Below are 18,037 nucleotides of genomic sequence, written 5' to 3'. Positions count from 1 at the left end.
CTCTTTTCGGATAAAATAGAGAAGAATGGAGGTTGTCATGACGCAATCAGGGAATTTTAAGTTTCACACACCAATCTTTCGTGTGAATAATAGACAGGAAAATATTGATTTTTACCAAAATACATTAGGATTTAAGCTTTTGACTGAGGAAAATGCCCTTGCGGTCTTCACAGATTGGACAGACCGTAACTCACTTTTTGTGATTGAGGAGTCACCAGCTTATCGTTGTCGCGCTGTTGAAGGTCCTAAGAAAATTAATAAAGTGGTCATTAAAGTTTCAAATCCACTTGAAATTGAGTACCTTTTGGCGCGTGATGATCACCAAGCCAAGGCTATTTTCCAAGGGGAAAAGGGCTATGCCTTTGAAACAATCTCACCTGAGAATGGTCTTATTTTGATGCATGCTGAAGATGACTTGTCTACTCTTAAGACAGTTGAATACGCAGATGTTGAAGAAAAAGAAGATTTCAAAGGAGTGTCAGACTTTACGGTTGAGTCTTTGACCTTGAACGTTGTTGATACAGCTCAAGCAGCTTTCTTCTACGATAATCTTTTTGGCGAAGAATTGCCTTTGTCTATCCACTTTGAAAAAGCAGAAGGTCCTGACCTCCAAGTGAGTCCAGACCAGACTTGGGATTTGGAAATTCTAGAGTTTAAGGTGGCAGAAGACTATGACTTAGTTGCCTTGCATGATAAACTTGAAAAAGAACAGTTCTCTAGTTACCTAGACAGCAAAGGAAACTTGCTCGCACTCACTGACATGAGCAATATTGAGGTTTGGTTTACAAAGTAATGACTAATTTTCAACAAACATTGTCAACAATTACAGACTACATCAAGGCTGACATCTTTCCGGGTGCCAGCCTTGCACTTTATGATGGACAAGATTGGCAGGAGCATTATCTAGGAACTCAGGATGGAACTATTCCGGTAGTTCCAGGACTGACCTATGATCTGGCTAGTGTTTCCAAGGTAGTCGGAGTTGGGACTCTCTGTCTATTCTACTTACAAGCGGGAAAATTGGACTTGGATGAGAAACTATCGACCTATTATCCTGAAGTGGTGGATAAGACGCTGACCCTTCGTCAGCTTCTTTCTCACAGTAGCGGAATTGATCCTTTTATTCCAAATCGTGATGACTTAGACCAAGCTGGCTTGATTGCTGCTATTAATGCCATCAAAGTTAAGGCTGATAAACCTTTCTTGTATACAGATATTAATTTTATTCTCCTAGGCTTGATGCTTGAGAAAGTCTCTGGACAAACACTGGATAAGCTTTTTGACTCCGAAATTTTCCAACCGTTTGGTATGTCTGAAACAGGGTTTGGACCAGTTGAGGTTGCTGTTCCAACGGTTGAGGGGGTTCCGGGTGGGACTGTTCATGATCCCAAGGCTCGAGTTCTCAAAGAACATACGGGTTCGGCAGGTCTCTTTTCAACCCTAAAAGACTTAGAGATTTTTGTTAACCATTATTTGGCGGACGATTTTGCTAAAAATCTGACGCAAAATATCAGCCAATCCAATAAGGAACGCAGTGTCGCTTGGGACCTTCAAGGAGAGTGGATTCTTCATACTGGTTATACAGGTACCTTTGTGCTTATCAATATCCCAGCTCAACGTGCGGCGATCTTCCTCAGTAATCGTACTTACTACAAGGATGAGAGAGCTCAATGGATTAAGGACAGAGATGTTTTAATTGAGATAATGAAGAAGGAGTTGGTACATTCTGACAAATAAAAATAGAAGAGGGGCATCTTTTAATCCTCTAGAAGGTGAGATTAGTGTCGGGGCGACACAATTGTTTATCTTTTTGAAGATATGTTTGATAGTCTTTTCTTATGTGACATTTGTATGGCTGAAGCATCTATTTGGTGTTGGTCAGGTCGGGCAAGAGGTGGATATTCCAAAAGTTATTGCTGTCATACTTTTGGTTGTGACATTTTATAGGATGTGGAATGGCATCTTATTTAAACTTTTTCATTTCTGTGGTTACCATGCCCGCCCCTTTGGAGAAGAGGATTACCGAGGTAGAACGTCATATATAGTATTTTTTGAAAAAACGACAGATGCCTACAAAATACTATATGATAAGCGCTCTCTTAGACATCAATTTCTTTATTTCCTAGCGACTCTTGGTAGACTCTATCTCTTAATCATCTTAGTCGTTCTAATCGGTTATAGCTTCACCTTAGGAAAAGTTGGCTATATACTCTTCTTGCTCTTATGTGGTGTTTTGATTTTTTCTGTAAGATGGCTCATACATCTGAAAAGTCACTTTGTCCGTTATTTTAACTTAAAAGTTATCTCAGAGGAGTATTTTTACCCTATTTTTCTAAAGAAATAAAGACTAAAGTGAAGCTTATACGAAGGGCTCACCAAGTTAATCAAAAATTACCATGTTTTGATTGGAATCATGAAGAAGGAGTTCATAATGCAACGGTCGCTTAAGCCACCTAAACAAAGTAGATTTGTCTCCTGGTTTCTGAGTCTGCTCTTTTGCATGCTTAACGGGAGTAGTCTCTTTGTCTGTGGTATGTGTTTTACAGTGGTGATCATTTTTTTGACGACCGATAGAGATGTAGACTCTTTTGTAGTTTTGGTATTTATTAGCTTGTTATCTAACCCTATTATTTCTTTTTATATTTTGATAAGAGAACTACTATACAAACTGATTCATTGCCTTGGGTATCGTGCCCAACCCGATTTAAAAGTCCTTCGTATGAGAAGAGGGTTTGATATTCATTTTCCTGTGTTTGAAAAGTATGGTCAAGACTATAAGTTGCTCTACAAGAGGCGTTCCAAGAAGCTTCAAATAGAGTATTTGCTTATAGGTTTAGGGTACTTTTGTGGACTCACTCATATTGTGATTGGTTACGCCTTTATACTCAGGAAAATTCTGGAGTCCTTAAAATTGACATTTACCGACTTTGCTAGATATCCTGCTTTTTTAGTTTATATGGTAACGATGATCGTTATCATTATGGGAAATCGTAGCTGGAAAAAAATCACAGAGACATTAAAAGCTAGAAAAAATGTGACAGTTCTAGCTGTCGAGCATGGTTATCCTATATTTGCGACAAAAGAAGAAGCTTAAGCAGTAGGTCAACTGCTTAAGCTTTTTTACTTATTAAGGATTTTTCAACAGTAATGTGTTGGATACCAGCTTCTTCAAAGATGTTACCGACTTCTTGATAGCCATTATTGAGGTAGAACTTAAGTGCACCGAGTTGAGCATGGAGAGAAATAGTCTGGAAGCCTTGTTCTTGTGCAAAATCTTCAACTTCTTTTAGGAGAATGCTCCCTAGACCTTGACCTTGGTAGGCATCGAGCACCGCCATACGTTGAAGGGTGACCTGAGTCAAGTCTTTATTCGGTAGTAGGCGTACGGTTGCTGCAGCCTTGCCTTTGTCATCATATAGAACAAAGTGGATGCAGTAGGCTTCATTCGCATCAATCTCGATGGAGCGAGGAACGCCTTGACCCTTTACAAAAACAGTGTTTCGGATGGCTACGGCATCGAGGTAAGTTTCTGAGAGTGTGTCTCTTGTATGTTTGATAATCATAGGGCAAGTGTAACAAAGTCTATAGTTAGTTGTCAATGAAAAAAAGCTCGATGCGAGGAGGTATCATCAAGCTTTTGATCTTGTTTTATTCTTTAATTTTTCGACCGTTTGTATCTTGGATAGGGCGGTTATTTTCAAATCCAAGGGTTTGGGTGAATTTTTCCACTTGTTCTTTGCTAACGGTTTCTTGATTCTTGAAGACAATCCAGTTAACACCCTCAGTACATGGAGGTGTTGTCAAGGAACCTTCGAAGTTGTAGTAGTCCTTGTCTTCAGGATAGAAATCGTCTAGTGATATAGCCTGAGGAAGCTCGGTTTCTGTATTGGCCGCCTGAGGCATTTTATCCCAGATTTGTTTTAAGGCTTGATTTTCATCGCCATAATTATAGAGAACTGAGATAACTGTGATTTTTCCATTATCTGTCTTATAGACGAAGTGCCCCTCTAGAGGATAAGTCTGACCATCAATTTCATTCTCACTAGGTGCGTGAAAATGAAACTGCTGTAATTTATAGACATCATCACCAATCGTTAGGGTATTCTTTGGATTTTTAAAACTGACTTCAATCGTATGCCCGTTATTTTCAACTTGAGCTTCTGATTCTTGATTATTAAGGTTTAGTTCTGGAAGATCAACGTCCTCAGCTCCGGTGATATTGATCGGAGATTGTTCTTTACCATTTTTGCTGAGTTCATAATCTTTAGAAAGGTCATCCCAATGGTCTGGACCAGTAGCACCAGTATAACCCCATTGAACGTCCTTGGACTTTGAGGATTCGTTTTTTGTATCAGACTGGCAGGCTACGAGTAGGACAGTGCTTGCTACGAGAGAGACTAATCCAATTATCTTAAAACTTTTCTTATTCATTTGTCCTCCTTATACTCTTTAATCTTATAACAATGATAGTCTACGTGTTATTAGAAACCATCCGTTTAACAGTCATTGAGTATCGTTTCTCTAAGGTGCTTCTGAGAAGGAAGCGTTTGGAGATACCAAACGGAAACGCTCTATTTTTATAGCTAATCTGATGAAAAGTCAAATGTAAATGATAGCAGATTTAGAAAAATATAATGAAAACTAGTTTTTGGCAAAAATAAAAGAACCCGCTATTGCGAGCTCTTTAGTTATTTTATCCCAAAGCGTCGTCCATTGAAAGAACTTCGTGGAAGACACGTTGTGTCAATTCAGTTTTTTGTTCTGGAGTGAGGTATTTAGTGTTTACACAGTATCCAGAGATACGTACGATAACATCTTCACCGCTCATAATCTTTTCGTAAACGTCTGACAAGTCCATAACGTTCAAGTTAACGTGTTGTCCACCGTTTTCGAAGTATCCGTCAAGGATAGTTACGAGGTTGTCAACTTGTTCGTCGTGAGTCTTACCAAGGGCACGAGGCGATACTTGAGTAGTAAGTGAGATACCGTCAGCTGCATAACCGAAGTCAAGGCTTGCAAGTGAGTTCAAGTTTTGCAACCATCCACCTTTAGCTTTGTTAGATGGGTTAGCACCTGGTGAGAAGAATTCCAATTTAGACAAGTTCACTGAACCATCTTCGTTGAGGTATACCCCTTTGTGAACTGGAGAGTTACCAGTTTGTTTAGAGTAAGCAACGTTAGAAGTGATTGTAAGAAGTGAAACTGTAGCTTCTGCATCTTTGTAGAGTTTGTGGCTACGAAGACGAGTAGTGTAAGCTTCAATCAACCATTCTGCCAATTCGTTTGAACGTGGGTCATCTTCACCCCAACGTGGGTATTCACCGATTGTTTCGTAGTCGTAGATGTAGCCATCTTCGTCACGGATTGGTTTAACTGTAGCGTATTTGATTGCTGACAATGTATCAACAGTATTTGCGAAACCACAGATACCGAATCCCATGTTAGCACGTTGTTTAGTTGGCAAGAAGGCCATTTGAACAGCTTCATAGTTGTACTTATCAGTCATGTAGTGGATGATGTTAAGGGCATCTACGTAAGTGTCAGTCAACCAGTCAAGAGATTTTTCGAAGTTAGCTTTAACAGTGTCAAAGTCAAGAACTTCATCACGGATTGGATCGATATCAAATACTTTGTAGTCTTTATGAACATCGTCGTAACCACCGTTCAAACCAGTAAGAAGGGCTTTAAGTACGTTAACACGAGCACCGAAGTATTGGATGTTGTGACGTTGTTCTTCGTTTTCTGGGTCAAGTGGTGATACACAACATGAGATACAGCTCATTTCACCGTATCCGTCTTTAGCCATAGTAGTTACACCTTCGTATTGGATAGAAGAGTGTTTGTGGCTCATGTGCATACAGTAGCGACGGAATGAGTAAGGCAATTTGTCAGTCCAAAGAACTGTCAAGTTTGGTTCTGGAGAGTTACCGATGTTATCAAGAGTGTTCAAGAAACGGTAGTCCATCTTAGTAACACGGTGACGTCCGTCAGCACCCATACCAGCCATAGAAGTTGTGATGAATGTTGGGTCACCTGAGTACAATTGGTCGTAAGCTTTTGTACGAGCAAACTTAACTGTACGAAGTTTCATAACGAAATCATCAACGAATTCTTGGATTTCTGATTCAGTGTAAGTACCACGAGCAAGGTCACGTTCTGCGTATACGTCAAGGACGATTGGCACACGACCAAGTGAAGTAGCGGCACCGTTGATTACACGACATACTGCCATGAAAGCAATGTTTGTCCATTGGATAGCTTCTTTAGTATCGAAGGCTGGACGACGAACATCTACACCATAAAGGTCACCAAGGCGAACAACGTCTTGAAGTGCTTGGTATTGAAGGTTAACTTCTTCACGAAGACGGATAGTTTCTTCGTCGATTTCTTTGATAGCATTCCAGTCGTTAACTTTTTCTTGCATCAAGTAGTCAGCACCGTAGAGGGCAAGACGAGCGTAAACCCCGATGATACGTCCACGTGAGTAAGCATCTGGAAGACCAGTAACTGTGTGAGCGTGACGTGCACGACGGATGTTTGAAGTGTAAGCACGGAAGATACCATCGTTAACTGTAGTCACGTATTTTGTGAAAATTTCGTGTACAGCTGGGTCTGGTTCATAACCGTGTTCTTTCAAAGCAGTTTCCGCCATACGGATACCACCTTTAGGCATGAAGTTCAATTTAAAGAGCTCATCATTTTGGATACCATAGATAAGTTCATCTTCTTTTGAAATGTATCCTGCGTCAATGTCAGCGATTGAAGTTGGACGAGTATCCATTGGGAAGCGTCCTTCAGCTTCATAGCCTGCTTTAGTTTCATCTACGATTTTTTTAATTTTTAGAGAGCGTTCAGTTGGTCCTGCAAGGAAGCTTTCGTCACCATCATAAGGTGTGTAGTTTGCTTGAACGAAACGTGAAACGCTAGCTTTTTCTTTCCAGTCAGTTCCTTTAAAGCCTTCCCACGCTTTTTCAAAAACATCTGTGTTGGTTTTAACCGTTGCCATAGTTTGAATCTCCTATAATTCTAGTAACAAAATTATCTGTTACATTCTCTAGAAGTATTCTATCACACAGTAACCGCTTACACAACTTTAAAACTGTGTTTTTAGAGACATTCTTTTATAATACAGTTTTGAAAACGACAAATCTGTATTATAAATTTCTGTTTTTTGGTAGATTTTGGTATCATAAGGGGAGAATGCTTTGTAGTCCCAAAGTTTTATGTGAAAAGCTTTACAATGAGATAAATCTGAGAAAGGAGGCAGGGAGCCATGTTAGAGTTTCCTCTAATAAATGATACCAGTCGGAAAATCATCCATATTGACATGGACGCCTTTTTTGCTCAGGTCGAGATGAGGGATGACCCCAGTCTTAAGGACAAACCGGTTATTATCGGTCACGATCCTAGAAAAACAGGGGGTCGTGGTGTGGTATCAACCTGTAATTACGAGGCTAGAAAATATGGTGTCCATTCGGCCATGTCTTCTAAGGAAGCCTATGAACGTTGTCCTAATGCTGTCTTTATCTCAGGAAATTATAGTCATTACAGAGAGGTAGGAATGCAGATTCGTGAGATTTTTAAACGCTATACCGACTTGGTAGAGCCTATGTCTATCGACGAAGCCTATCTTGATGTGACGATAAATAAACTTGGTATCAAATCGGCGGTTAAGATAGCCAAACTTATCCAGTATGATATTTGGCAGGAACTTCACCTGACTTGTTCAGCAGGCGTTTCCTACAATAAATTTATCGCCAAACTAGCCTCTGATTTTCAAAAGCCTGCTGGTTTGACGGTGGTGCTTCCAGAGGAGGCTCAGGAATTTTTGGAAAAGCTACCTATTGAAAAGTTTCATGGGGTAGGTAAAAAGTCAGTTGAACGTCTTCATGACATGGAAATATACACCGGTGCCGATCTTCTGAAGATTCCTGAGATGACGCTGATTGATCGTTTTGGACGCTTCGGATTTGATCTCTTTCGTAAGGCTAGAGGGATTTCCAATAGTCCTGTTAGGCCCAATCGCGTCCGTAAATCTATCGGAAGTGAGCGAACCTATGGCAAACTTCTTTATAATGAAGATGATATCAAGGCTGAGTTGACTAAGAATGCTAGACGGGTGGCTGAAAGTGCTCAGAAAACTAAAAAAGTCGGTCGAATTATTGTCATCAAGGTCCGTTATTCGGATTTCTCAACCTTAACCAAGCGTATGACCTTGGACAAATCGACCCAGGATTTCGACACCATCGAAAGGATTGCTCACACCATTTTCGACCAGCTGGAGGAAAATAGCAGTGGTGTTCGTCTCTTAGGTGTTACCCTGACAGGTTTGGAAGACCAAGAGGGCAGGCAGTTAGATTTGGATGATTTGGAGTCATGATTTAAAAACAATATAATAGGTAGAGTTTTGCTTCATACCCTGAAAAGTGACCTTGAAGAATCATCAGACCTATGCTATCTTAAATAGTAACCAATAGAAATGAGGGAATAATCTTAATGAAAAAACTGTTTACTTACTTAGGACTCGTCCTAGCAGCTTGTCTGATTCTCGTAGCCTGTGCGTCAAACAAGCCAGCGGAAAAGAAAAAGGCCACACCAACACCGACAGAACGTGCCAAGGCTGATGCGACGATTTTGATTGACACCATGCTTGGAAAATCAAGTAACGGTTTTTCAAAACTCTACGGAGAAAATTACGAAACATGGACTGAAACGAATGTCTTTGAAAAACAGGTTGCAGACACTATTGAAGAGAAGGGGTATACACCGGAAGAAAAGTATACGTTTAAATACATTGAAGGCTATGATGCCAAGACACCAACTCAAGTACTTTCTAAGTTCCTTAAGGTTCGTCGTAATATGATTGGTAAGATTCAGGACTATAAGCTGAAGGATGTCAAAGTTAAGGGAAATGATGCGACAGTTACCTTTACTTCACGTTCTGTGAGTGCCTATGGAGCTGCAGCTGCTGTTCGTACTCTCCTTATGAGTCTCTATGACAACGACATTGACAAGTTGAAACAATGGAATCAAGCTGATAACAACGATGTGGAAAAAGGTAAAGCCAAAGATCTCACAACGAAATTCCTTTATGGTGAAAACTTTAACGGAGATTTGACACAATTTAAGGATATTGATAAAGAAATGGCCTATACACCTTTGACCGGTGCTGATGATCTAGAAAAGACCTTCAAGCTAACCAAAGATGATGGAGGCAACTGGACTATTTCTATAGAAGATTATAAAGAGCTTGCCGAAGCTTTGGTCGATCATGATGAATCAGGAAGCAGAGCTGTTTACGCTGAACGCATCCATAAGAATTTATCAGATTATCAACCTGAAGACAGTAGCGATTCAAGCAGTAAGTCATCAAGTAAGGAAAAATAGAGTTTTATTGCATTTGATGTTAAACATGTACGGAAAGCTTTTTTGGGCGAGAAGAGTTGTCACACCAGTGGCAGCTCTTTTCTTATTGTTCGTTGTATCGATTCCCCTATAACCTTTATCTATCACCTCTTAGGATTTTATTATTAGACGAGTTTGTAGGAAGATGATAAACTGTTATCACTAACTATTAATGAAAGTATCGAGGATTATAGATATGAAAAAATGGCTTGCAGGTTTAGGGATTCTTGGCTTGTCGGTTTTGACTTTGGCTGCTTGTGGGAACAAGAGTGACAGTAAGGCATCTGGTGAAAAGCAGACGATTACTGTTGCGACAGACTCTGATACGGCGCCTTTCACTTTCAAAAAAGGCGACGACTTCAAGGGTTATGATATTGATTTGGTCAAGGCTATTTTCAAGGATTCGGACAAGTATGAGGTCAAGTTTGTGACGACACCTTTTGATTCCATCTTGACAGGGGTGGATTCTGGACGTTATCAGATTGCGGCTAACGACTTCAACTACAATGAAGAACGTGCGCAGAAATATGGTTTCTCAGATCCGATTTCACGTTCTAACTATGCCATCACTAGTGCTGAGGGTACCAAGTATACTAGCCTAGATGATTTGTCTGGTAAGACAACAGAGGTGCTTCCTGGCTCTAACTATGCTCAGTTGCTTGAAAATTGGAACCATGCCAATGCGGACAAGACACCAATTACTATCAACTATGCTTCTAGCTCAACTGGTCTTTCAACACGTATTCAACACATTCAAGAAGGAAAAATTGATTTTATCCTTTACGATGCCATTTCATCTGAGTACATTGTCAAAGATCAAGGCTATAAGCTAGCTGTAAACAAGATTAAAGACGATATCGGTATGAAGACTGATGGTCTTGAATATCTTCTATTCTCAAATGATAAGCAAGGTAAGGAACTCAAGACCTTTGTCAATAAACGTATCAAAGAGCTTAAGAAGGATGGAACCCTTGCAAAACTCAGCAAGGAATACTTCGGTGGCGATTACGTCAGTGATTTGAAATAAGACTGTTAAAAGTTGAGACTGCTGTCCCAGCTTTGGATTTAACACAAAGCTTTCTTTTGAGGCTTTCCTGAGGTGATGACGGACGTCAGCGACCTTCGTCGAAGCTCCATGACTAAGTTTTGAGCCTAAGGTCTCAAAACTTCCGAACACCTGAAACTTTAAAGTTTCAGGTGTTTTTCTCACGCCGGAAAGCCTCGGTTTATGCTCACTTTGTTCGTAAAATAAGGAATGAGTTCAAATCTTTTTGGTCTTAACAAGGTATTATTATCAGTGATACGATTTTCTTATCACTATGATAAGAAAAGACTATTTCACAGACTTTCTGAGTCGTGCTAAAATGAATACTATAAAATTATGATAAGATATTTGAACGGTTAGCACTAGGCTAACCTACTTTTTTAGAAAGAAAGGGCGACATTGTGAAAAAGAGTATAGAAGCATTTAATCGGTCACCTTGGTATCTCCAAGTTATCATTGGTTTGGTTGGTTTGGCAGTAGCAGTTGCTTTAGCCATTCCCCTGTCTTGGCTAGTAGAAATTCTTTGGGGCTATGTTTTGCAACTGGTTACGATTGTCTTCAAGTGGATCTCATCTTGGATGCCAGCTGGTAAGCTCTTCTCATGGAAGGCAGTCTTTGATGCTGTTCCTAAGATTGTGGAACGCTTGCCTTTGACTTTGGGATTGACCATTGCAGGTGCTTTCTTCGGTTTGATTTTGGCCCTTGTCTTTGCGGTCGTTAAGATCAATCGAGTACGTATCCTTTATCCAATTCAAGCAGTTTTTGTGAGCTTCTTGCGTGGGACACCAATCCTTGTACAACTCATGTTGACTTACTATGGTATTCCACTCTTCCTTCGTTATTTGAATGGTGAATTTGGTTTGGATTGGAATATTAATGAGATTCCACCAGCTATTTTCGCCATTACAGCCTTTGCCTTTAACGAAGCAGCCTACATGAGTGAAACCATTCGTGCAGCGATTCAGGCTGTTGATGCTGGGGAAATCGAAGCTGCCCGTTCTCTTGGGATGACATCAGCACAGGTTTACCGTCGTGTCATTATCCCAAATGCGGCAGTTATTGCAACTCCAAGTTTGATTAACAGTTTGATTGGTTTGACTAAGGGAACATCACTTGCCTTTAGTGCTGGTATCGTCGAAATGTATGCACAGGCTCAAATCTTGGGTGGTGCCGACTACCGTTACTTTGAACGTTATATCTCAGTTGCCCTTGTATACTGGGTAATCTCAATCTTGATTGAGTACATTGGTCGTTCAGTTGAAAATCACATGGCCATTAAGGCGCCTGAAGTGACTGACATTTCTGGAATTGGAGGTGACCGCTAATGATTAGTATCAAAAATTTGACCAAGGAATTTTCAGGTCAAAAGGTTCTCGATGGTATTGATATCGACATTGAAAAGGGTGAAGTTGTAGCTCTTGTTGGTGCCTCTGGTGCAGGGAAATCAACAATTCTTCGCAGCTTAAACTATTTGGAACAACCTGATTCTGGTACCATTATCATTGATGATTTCAAGGTAGATTTTGAAACAATTACCAAAGAACAAATCCTTACTCTTCGTCGTAAGTTGGCCATGGTGTTCCAACAGTTCAACCTCTTTGAACGTCGTACAGCCTTGGATAATGTTAAGGAAGGTCTTAAGATTGTTAAGAAACTTTCTGACGAAGAAGCTACCAAGATTGCCAAAGAAGAGCTCGCTAAGGTTGGGCTTTCTAATCGTGAAAATCACTACCCACGTCACTTGTCGGGTGGTCAAAAACAACGTGTGGCCTTGGCCCGTGCCCTTGCAATGAAGCCTGATGTGCTCTTGCTTGACGAACCAACATCTGCTCTTGACCCTGAGTTGGTTGGTGAGGTTGAAAAATCAATCGCTGATGCGGCTAAGTCAGGTCAAACCATGATTTTGGTCAGTCACGACATGAACTTTGTTTATCAAGTGGCTGACAAGGTGCTCTTCCTTGAAAAAGGTCGTATCCTTGAACAGGGAACACCTGATGAAATCTTTAACCATCCAAAAGAAGAACGAACAAAAGAATTTTTCGCTTCTTATTCAAAACAATATCTTTAAGATGGGATTTTTGTTACAATAGAAAAGGTAGTGGGAGTGGACGATACTTTAGTCCATAGTCAAAGTCCCACAAGGATGATTAGGAACTTTTGAATGTTTCAAAGGCGACTAAGTGTCCAATCAGAGACTGCATCGTGCAGTTATTACTAGTCGAATTTAGAGGTTGGAGAATGTTATCTCAGCCTTTTCTATTTCTCACTTTAGGATGATTTATGTTATTAAATATTTTTAAATTTTACCTCTTAGGCCTTGTGATTGCTTTCTTTGTGTGCTTGGTGATTGGTGCCATTTGGCTTGGATGGCGTGCTTTACGTCGTGCGGACAAAACTGTGAAGGAGCGTCAAGGTGCCCTCTATGATGCTATTATGATGTCGATGGTTTCGATTCCCGTTTTGGCATTTGCTTTTATGGCGATTCTTATCGTGCTGAATGCATAATTCTAGCTTTGTTGGCACATTAGGTGTAAGATATCTCTACAAGAAAATCATATAAGGAGTTACTCATGTACGATACAATTGTTATTGGAGCTGGTCCTGCGGGGATGACTGCAGCACTCTATGCAGCACGTGCCAACCTTAAAGTGGCAACTTTGGAGCAAGGTGCTCCTGGTGGACAGATGAATAATACGTCTGATATTGAAAATTACCCTGGTTTTGAAAGTATTTCTGGTCCAGAATTGTCAATGAAGATGTTCGAACCTTTGGAAAAATTGGGCGTTGAAAATCTTTATGGTATCGTGTCTGGTATCGAAGACAAGGGTGACTATAAAGTTGTCAAAACTGGTGATGAAGAGTACCAAACCAAGACAGTTATCATTGCGACTGGTGCCAAACACCGCCACATTGGTGTTGCTGGCGAAGAAGAGTATAACAGCCGTGGGGTGTCTTACTGTGCGGTCTGTGATGGTGCCTTCTTCCGTAATCAAGACCTCTTGGTTGTTGGTGGTGGAGACTCTGCCGTTGAAGAAGGAATTTATTTGACACGCTTTGCTAATAGCGTGACCATTGTTCACCGTCGTGATGAATTGCGTGCCCAAAAGGTTCTTCAAGACCGCGCCTTCGCCAATGAAAAGGTTAAGTTTATCTGGGACTCAGTCGTTGAAGAAATCAAGGGTGATGACATCAAGGTTCGCAGTGTTGATATCAAGAATGTCAAAACTGGTGAGGTGACTAACCACGAATTTGGCGGTGTCTTCGTTTATGTGGGACTTGATCCTGTTTCAGATTACTTGACAGGTCTCGACATCACTGACCAGGACGGTTGGGTAATTACAGATGATAAGATGGCGACACGTATTCCTGGTATCTTTGCCATTGGGGATGTCCGTCAGAAAGACCTTCGCCAAATTACAACAGCCGTAGGTGATGGTGCCACAGCTGGTATCGAAGCTTATAACTACGTGACTGCACTTGGTGATAAGTAAAATGAATGAAAACTCGGGAGCTTCTCGAGTTTTTTGTGTTCTCTTGGGGGGATTTAGCTTGTCTAGTCCCCTTTGGACCAACATCTAAGTGTGATTTTTTGTTATAATAGAAAAGTCTTACTAAAAATCAGTAAAAACGAGGTGACCGACTTGCGTGTTGTAGCAGGTGAATTTGGCGGGCGTCCGCTTAAAACGTTAGAAGGCAAAACGACTCGTCCAACAACGGACAAGGTCAAGGGTGCCATTTTCAATATGATTGGTCCTTTCTTTGATGGAGGACGTGTTTTGGATTTGTTCTCGGGGAGCGGTAGTCTGGCCATTGAGGCAATTAGTCGTGGCATGTCTTTTGCTGTCCTCGTGGAAAAGGATCGTCGGGCACAGGCTGTTATCCAGGAAAATATTAAGATGACAAAGAGTGAGAAACAGTTCCAGCTTTTGAAGATGGATGCAGTACGTGCGCTGACACAATTGACAGGAAAGTTTGACTTGGTGCTTTTAGATCCACCTTATGCCAAAGAGCAGATTGTGGCCAATATTACTCAGTTAGAGGAGCAAGGACTCTTGGCTGAGGAAGTTATGTTGGTTTGTGAAACTGATAAGGCTGTGGACCTGCCTGAAGAAATTTCAAACTTTGGGATTTGGAAACAGAAAACCTATGGTATCAGTAAGGTGACCGTTTACGTGCGTTAGCCTTTTATAGGGAAGTTGTAGAAAGGAATGCTATGACAAAGATTGCTATGTTTACGGGGTCTTTTGATCCGATTACTAATGGGCATATGGATATTATTGCCAGAGCCAGCAAGCTCTTTGATGAGCTTTATATCGGTCTCTTTTATAATAAAAATAAGCAGGGCTTCTGGGATGTGGAGACTCGCAAGCGTATCCTGGAAGAGGTTGTGGCAGATCTTCCCAATGTCAAGATTATAACGGCCCACGATAGTCTGGCTGTAGATGTAGCTAGAGATCTTGGGGTGACTTATTTGGTTCGAGGCCTTCGTAATGCGACAGATTTCGACTATGAAGCCAATATGGATTATTTCAATAAGGGGTTGGCACCTGAGTTAGAAACAGTTTATTTGATTGCCAGTCATGAGGTAACACCAGTCTCTTCAAGTCGTGTGCGTGAGTTGATTTATTTTGAGGGAGACATTAGTTCTTATGTTCCTCAAGCAGTTGTTAAGGAAGTGGAGGCCAAGCGTGGCAAACAAGAACGAATCTAAATCACTATTAGGGAAACTTTGGCGGATTAAGTGGTGGTTGTTAAGTATTTTTACGGTACTTTTCCTCCTATTTGCCCTCTTTTTCCCGCTAAATAATTATTATGTTGAGCTTCCGGGTGGTGCTTTTGATACCAAGGAAGTCTTGACTGTAGATAAGAAAGCTGATGATTCAAAAGGATCCTACAATTTTGTGGCAGTGGCTCAAACCAAGGCGACTTTGGCCTTGATGCTCTATGCTCAGCTTAATGATTTTGCAAAGCTTCAAACAGCTGAAGAGGCAACTGGAAATTACTCTGATGAAGATTTCATGCGTATCAACCAATTTTACATGGAGACTTCCCAAAACCAAGCGATTTATCAGGGCTTGACTCTGGCCGGTAAGGAGGCTAGCTTGGAGTATATGGGTGTCTATGTGCTTCAGGTGGCTGATGATTCTAGCTTCAAGGGTGTCCTCAATATTGCGGATACGGTGACAGCTGTCAATGGCAAGACCTTTGATAATTCTGCTGACTTGATTAAATACGTTCAAGGACTTAAGCTGGGTTCAAAAGTCAAGGTCACTTATACGACAGATGACAAAGAAAAGACTGCCACTGGTAAGATTATCAAGATTGCCAATGGTAAAAATGGTATTGGTATCGGTTTGACAGATCATACCGAGGTCAAAAGTCCTGAAAATGTGAAGTTTAAACTTGATGGTGTTGGCGGCCCAAGTGCGGGTCTTATGTTTACCTTAGCTATTTACGATCAGGTGTCTGGTCAAAATCTTAAGGCTGGTCGTAAGATTGCTGGAACAGGAACCATTGAAAAGGATGGTTCTGTCGGTGATATCGGTGGTGCCTACCTTAAGGTGAAATCAGCGGCTGATAGTGGTGCAGACATTTTCTTTGTACCAAATAATCCGGTAACCAAGGAAATGAAAAAGGCTGATCCGGATGCCAAAACCAACTATCAAGAGGCCAAGGAAGCTGCCAAGAAACTGGGAACCAAGATGAAAATCGTCCCTGTTAAAACAGCTCAAGAAGCCATTGATTATTTGAAAAAGACTAAATAAGAAGAGAGAGTAGGGCAGGCAGAAATCCATGATTTTTGTCTGAGTCTTACTCTCTTTTTTAGGTCAAAGTGTTATAATAGTCTTTATGAAAAAACGTTATAGAACAGTCAATGATTACTATCGTGAAATTTTTGGCGAAAAGATTTTCAAACTACCAATAGATGCGGGTTTTGATTGTCCCAACCGTGATGGCACAGTGGCTCATGGTGGCTGTACCTTTTGTACGGTATCGGGGTCTGGGGACGCCATTGTAGCTCCTGAGGCACCGATTCGTGAGCAGTTTTACCATGAGATTGACTTCATGCACCGCAAGTGGCCAGAAGTTCAGAAATATCTGGTTTATTTTCAAAACTTTACCAATACCCACGCGCCGCTTGAAGTTATCAAGGAACGCTACGAACAGGCTATCAATGAGCCTGGTGTTGTTGGTATCAATATCGGTACCCGCCCAGACTGTTTGCCAGATGATGTGATTGATTATCTGGCAGAACTCACAGAACGTATGCATGTGACCGTTGAACTTGGCTTGCAGACGACTTATGAAGAAACGTCAGAACTCATTAACCGAGCACACAGCTATGATCTTTATGTGGAGACGGTTAAGCGTGTGCGTGAGCGTGCGCCAAAGGCTGAGATTGTGTCGCATCTGATTAATGGGCTGCCAGGGGAAACCCACGAGATGATGGTGGAGAATGTTCGCCGTTGTGTGACGGACAATGACATTCAGGGGATTAAACTCCACCTCCTCCACCTGATGACCAATACGCGTATGCAAAGGGACTACCACGAGGGTCGTCTTAAATTGCTGAGTCAGGAAGAGTATGTGTCCATCATCTGTGACCAGTTGGAAATCATCCCTGAGGATATCGTCATTCATCGAATCACAGGTGATGCACCGCGAGATATGTTGATTGGTCCTATGTGGAGTCTCAACAAATGGGAAGTCCTCAATGCCATTGACAAAGAGATGGAACGTCGTGACTCATGGCAAGGGTGCAAAGTAGCTAACGAGAAGGAGGAAAAAGCATGATTAAACGACCAATTCATCTGTCTCATGACTTTCTAGCAGAAGTGCTGGATGATGAGAGTGTTGCTGTCGATGCAACCATGGGAAACGGTAATGACACAGCCTTTCTGGCTGGTCTTGCCAAGAAGGTTTATGCCTTTGACGTGCAGGAGCAGGCGCTCGAAAAGACTCGTCAACGCTTGTCGGACTTGGAAATTGAAAATGCGGAACTCATTTTAGATGGTCATGAAAATCTGGACCGTTATGTCACGGAACCGATTCGTGCAGCTATTTTCAATCTGGGCTATCTGCCATCTGCAGATAAGAGTGTTATCACCAAACCCCACACGACTCTTGAGGCCATTGAGAAAATTCTTGACCGCTTAGAGGTGGGTGGTCGTTTAGCTATTATGATTTACTATGGTCATGATGGCGGCGATATGGAGAAGGATGCTGTGCTTGAGTACGTTATCGGTTTGGACCAGCGTGATTTTACAGCCATGCTTTACCAACCCCTTAATCAAATTAATACCCCACCATTTTTGGTGATGTTGGAGAAATTACAATGATTACAGATATTAAAGAGAAGCTTGCAGATATGCAGGCCAAATATATAGATAAGCAAAGTGCCGAGGATACTTTAAAAAAGGTTGATAATCGTAAAACGGCTAAAATTAAGAAAAAGTTAGCTAGTCTTGAGGTTGAACGTTGCCATAAACTTTTGGCCAAAGAAGATGTCACTGCCATTGATAAAAAAATTAGTAAGCAAAAAGAACTATTCTCAAACTGTTGTCATAAGGAAGGGTAGGAGGAGCT

General features: G+C 41.2%; 20 protein-coding genes. 17 read left to right on the top strand and 3 right to left on the bottom strand.

The features are described 5' to 3' along the window. The first annotated feature begins 37 nt into the window (after positions 1 to 37). The 4 genes from A6J31_RS07505 (at position 38) to A6J31_RS11525 (ending at position 3,094) form a co-directional block, all read left to right on the top strand. Entirely contained in the window at positions 38 to 793 is a 756-nt protein-coding gene (locus A6J31_RS07505) for a CppA family protein (RefSeq protein ID WP_004183351.1), read from the top strand. Next, complete coding sequence (locus A6J31_RS07500) at positions 793 to 1,737, top strand: serine hydrolase domain-containing protein (RefSeq protein ID WP_080610839.1); 945 nt, start codon at positions 793 to 795, stop codon at positions 1,735 to 1,737. The genes A6J31_RS07505 and A6J31_RS07500 overlap by 1 nt, the downstream gene beginning before the upstream one ends. Positions 1,738 to 1,840: 103 nt before the next feature. Then, positions 1,841 to 2,344 (top strand): hypothetical protein, encoded by a 504-nt coding sequence (locus A6J31_RS07495; RefSeq protein WP_142390725.1) that lies wholly within the window; start codon positions 1,841 to 1,843, stop codon positions 2,342 to 2,344. Between the two features lie 87 nt (positions 2,345 to 2,431). Next, positions 2,432 to 3,094, top strand: coding sequence for a hypothetical protein (locus A6J31_RS11525; protein WP_080610836.1), 663 nt, complete (start codon positions 2,432 to 2,434; stop codon positions 3,092 to 3,094). Positions 3,095 to 3,110: 16 nt separating this feature from the next. On the opposite strand, the gene A6J31_RS07490 is transcribed toward A6J31_RS11525, so the two are convergent. The 3 genes from A6J31_RS07490 to pflB form a co-directional block, all read right to left on the bottom strand. Further along, positions 3,111 to 3,563 carry a GNAT family N-acetyltransferase gene (locus A6J31_RS07490; protein ID WP_080610835.1) on the bottom strand — a complete coding sequence of 151 codons (453 nt, stop codon included), beginning with the start codon at positions 3,561 to 3,563 and terminating at the stop codon, positions 3,111 to 3,113. A gap of 85 nt (positions 3,564 to 3,648) precedes the next feature. Continuing rightward, positions 3,649 to 4,431, bottom strand: coding sequence for a carbonic anhydrase (locus tag A6J31_RS07485; RefSeq protein ID WP_038676691.1), 783 nt, complete (start codon positions 4,429 to 4,431; stop codon positions 3,649 to 3,651). Positions 4,432 to 4,693: 262 nt separating this feature from the next. Then, on the bottom strand, positions 4,694 to 7,006 hold the full coding sequence (pflB, locus tag A6J31_RS07480) for a formate C-acetyltransferase (RefSeq protein ID WP_002891716.1): 2,313 nt from the start codon (positions 7,004 to 7,006) through the stop codon (positions 4,694 to 4,696). Positions 7,007 to 7,273: 267 nt separating this feature from the next. On the opposite strand from pflB, the gene dinB reads away from it, so the two are divergent. The 13 genes from dinB to A6J31_RS07415 all read left to right on the top strand — a co-directional run bounded on the left by dinB (position 7,274) and on the right by A6J31_RS07415 (position 18,029). Beyond that, positions 7,274 to 8,380 (top strand): DNA polymerase IV, encoded by a 1,107-nt coding sequence (gene dinB, locus A6J31_RS07475; protein WP_080610833.1) that lies wholly within the window; start codon positions 7,274 to 7,276, stop codon positions 8,378 to 8,380. A 116-nt stretch (positions 8,381 to 8,496) separates the two neighbouring features. Then, positions 8,497 to 9,387 (top strand): peptidase, encoded by an 891-nt coding sequence (locus A6J31_RS07470; RefSeq protein ID WP_080610831.1) that lies wholly within the window; start codon positions 8,497 to 8,499, stop codon positions 9,385 to 9,387. Between the two features lie 214 nt (positions 9,388 to 9,601). Then, positions 9,602 to 10,432 (top strand): transporter substrate-binding domain-containing protein, encoded by an 831-nt coding sequence (locus A6J31_RS07465; protein ID WP_048674808.1) that lies wholly within the window; start codon positions 9,602 to 9,604, stop codon positions 10,430 to 10,432. Between the two features lie 596 nt (positions 10,433 to 11,028). Beyond that, positions 11,029 to 11,775, top strand: coding sequence for an amino acid ABC transporter permease (locus A6J31_RS07460; RefSeq protein ID WP_096832659.1), 747 nt, complete (start codon positions 11,029 to 11,031; stop codon positions 11,773 to 11,775). Continuing rightward, on the top strand, positions 11,775 to 12,518 hold the full coding sequence (locus A6J31_RS07455) for an amino acid ABC transporter ATP-binding protein (protein ID WP_037602492.1): 744 nt from the start codon (positions 11,775 to 11,777) through the stop codon (positions 12,516 to 12,518). The genes A6J31_RS07460 and A6J31_RS07455 overlap by 1 nt, the downstream gene beginning before the upstream one ends. Before the next feature lie 212 nt (positions 12,519 to 12,730). Beyond that, positions 12,731 to 12,955, top strand: a complete 225-nt coding sequence (locus A6J31_RS07450; RefSeq protein WP_002884393.1) for a DUF4059 family protein — start codon at positions 12,731 to 12,733, stop codon at positions 12,953 to 12,955. Positions 12,956 to 13,020: 65 nt separating this feature from the next. Then, the gene (gene trxB, locus A6J31_RS07445) at positions 13,021 to 13,941 is read left to right on the top strand and encodes a thioredoxin-disulfide reductase (protein ID WP_002884706.1); all 921 of its coding nucleotides are present in this window, start codon (positions 13,021 to 13,023) and stop codon (positions 13,939 to 13,941) included. A gap of 141 nt (positions 13,942 to 14,082) precedes the next feature. Beyond that, entirely contained in the window at positions 14,083 to 14,631 is a 549-nt protein-coding gene (gene rsmD / locus A6J31_RS07440) for a 16S rRNA (guanine(966)-N(2))-methyltransferase RsmD (RefSeq protein WP_230578921.1), read from the top strand. A 32-nt stretch (positions 14,632 to 14,663) separates the two neighbouring features. Beyond that, complete coding sequence (gene coaD, locus A6J31_RS07435; protein WP_048674796.1) at positions 14,664 to 15,161, top strand: pantetheine-phosphate adenylyltransferase; 498 nt, start codon at positions 14,664 to 14,666, stop codon at positions 15,159 to 15,161. Further along, positions 15,139 to 16,215 (top strand): SepM family pheromone-processing serine protease, encoded by a 1,077-nt coding sequence (locus A6J31_RS07430; protein WP_048674793.1) that lies wholly within the window; start codon positions 15,139 to 15,141, stop codon positions 16,213 to 16,215. The genes coaD and A6J31_RS07430 overlap by 23 nt, the downstream gene beginning before the upstream one ends. A gap of 85 nt (positions 16,216 to 16,300) precedes the next feature. Then, positions 16,301 to 17,245 (top strand): TIGR01212 family radical SAM protein, encoded by a 945-nt coding sequence (locus A6J31_RS07425; RefSeq protein ID WP_004183328.1) that lies wholly within the window; start codon positions 16,301 to 16,303, stop codon positions 17,243 to 17,245. After that, positions 17,242 to 17,790, top strand: a complete 549-nt coding sequence (locus tag A6J31_RS07420; protein ID WP_014634968.1) for a tRNA (mnm(5)s(2)U34)-methyltransferase — start codon at positions 17,242 to 17,244, stop codon at positions 17,788 to 17,790. The genes A6J31_RS07425 and A6J31_RS07420 overlap by 4 nt, the downstream gene beginning before the upstream one ends. Continuing rightward, the gene (locus tag A6J31_RS07415) at positions 17,787 to 18,029 is read left to right on the top strand and encodes a hypothetical protein (protein WP_014634967.1); all 243 of its coding nucleotides are present in this window, start codon (positions 17,787 to 17,789) and stop codon (positions 18,027 to 18,029) included. The genes A6J31_RS07420 and A6J31_RS07415 overlap by 4 nt, the downstream gene beginning before the upstream one ends. Positions 18,030 to 18,037: the final 8 nt, after the last annotated feature.

It is taken from the genome of Streptococcus sp. FDAARGOS_192, from assembly GCF_002073815.2.
In the GTDB taxonomy this organism is placed as follows: domain Bacteria; phylum Bacillota; class Bacilli; order Lactobacillales; family Streptococcaceae; genus Streptococcus; species Streptococcus salivarius_H.
This window is presented reverse-complemented; position numbering and strand designations above follow the sequence as displayed.

Bases quoted from the DNA above. Each gene is read 5' to 3' on its own strand.
- A6J31_RS07505 (WP_004183351.1), top strand. From the start codon at position 38: ATGACGCAATCAGGGAATTTTAAGTTTCACACACCAATCTTTCGTGTG.
- A6J31_RS07500 (WP_080610839.1), top strand. From the start codon at position 793: ATGACTAATTTTCAACAAACATTGTCAACAATTACAGACTACATCAAG.
- A6J31_RS11525 (WP_080610836.1), top strand. From the start codon at position 2,432: ATGCAACGGTCGCTTAAGCCACCTAAACAAAGTAGATTTGTCTCCTGG.
- A6J31_RS07490 (WP_080610835.1), bottom strand. From the start codon at position 3,563: ATGATTATCAAACATACAAGAGACACACTCTCAGAAACTTACCTCGAT.
- A6J31_RS07485 (WP_038676691.1), bottom strand. From the start codon at position 4,431: ATGAATAAGAAAAGTTTTAAGATAATTGGATTAGTCTCTCTCGTAGCA.
- pflB (WP_002891716.1), bottom strand. From the start codon at position 7,006: ATGGCAACGGTTAAAACCAACACAGATGTTTTTGAAAAAGCGTGGGAA.
- dinB (WP_080610833.1), top strand. From the start codon at position 7,274: ATGTTAGAGTTTCCTCTAATAAATGATACCAGTCGGAAAATCATCCAT.
- A6J31_RS07470 (WP_080610831.1), top strand. From the start codon at position 8,497: ATGAAAAAACTGTTTACTTACTTAGGACTCGTCCTAGCAGCTTGTCTG.
- A6J31_RS07465 (WP_048674808.1), top strand. From the start codon at position 9,602: ATGAAAAAATGGCTTGCAGGTTTAGGGATTCTTGGCTTGTCGGTTTTG.
- A6J31_RS07460 (WP_096832659.1), top strand. From the start codon at position 11,029: ATGCCAGCTGGTAAGCTCTTCTCATGGAAGGCAGTCTTTGATGCTGTT.
- A6J31_RS07455 (WP_037602492.1), top strand. From the start codon at position 11,775: ATGATTAGTATCAAAAATTTGACCAAGGAATTTTCAGGTCAAAAGGTT.
- A6J31_RS07450 (WP_002884393.1), top strand. From the start codon at position 12,731: ATGTTATTAAATATTTTTAAATTTTACCTCTTAGGCCTTGTGATTGCT.
- trxB (WP_002884706.1), top strand. From the start codon at position 13,021: ATGTACGATACAATTGTTATTGGAGCTGGTCCTGCGGGGATGACTGCA.
- coaD (WP_048674796.1), top strand. From the start codon at position 14,664: ATGACAAAGATTGCTATGTTTACGGGGTCTTTTGATCCGATTACTAAT.
- A6J31_RS07425 (WP_004183328.1), top strand. From the start codon at position 16,301: ATGAAAAAACGTTATAGAACAGTCAATGATTACTATCGTGAAATTTTT.
- A6J31_RS07420 (WP_014634968.1), top strand. From the start codon at position 17,242: ATGATTAAACGACCAATTCATCTGTCTCATGACTTTCTAGCAGAAGTG.
- A6J31_RS07415 (WP_014634967.1), top strand. From the start codon at position 17,787: ATGATTACAGATATTAAAGAGAAGCTTGCAGATATGCAGGCCAAATAT.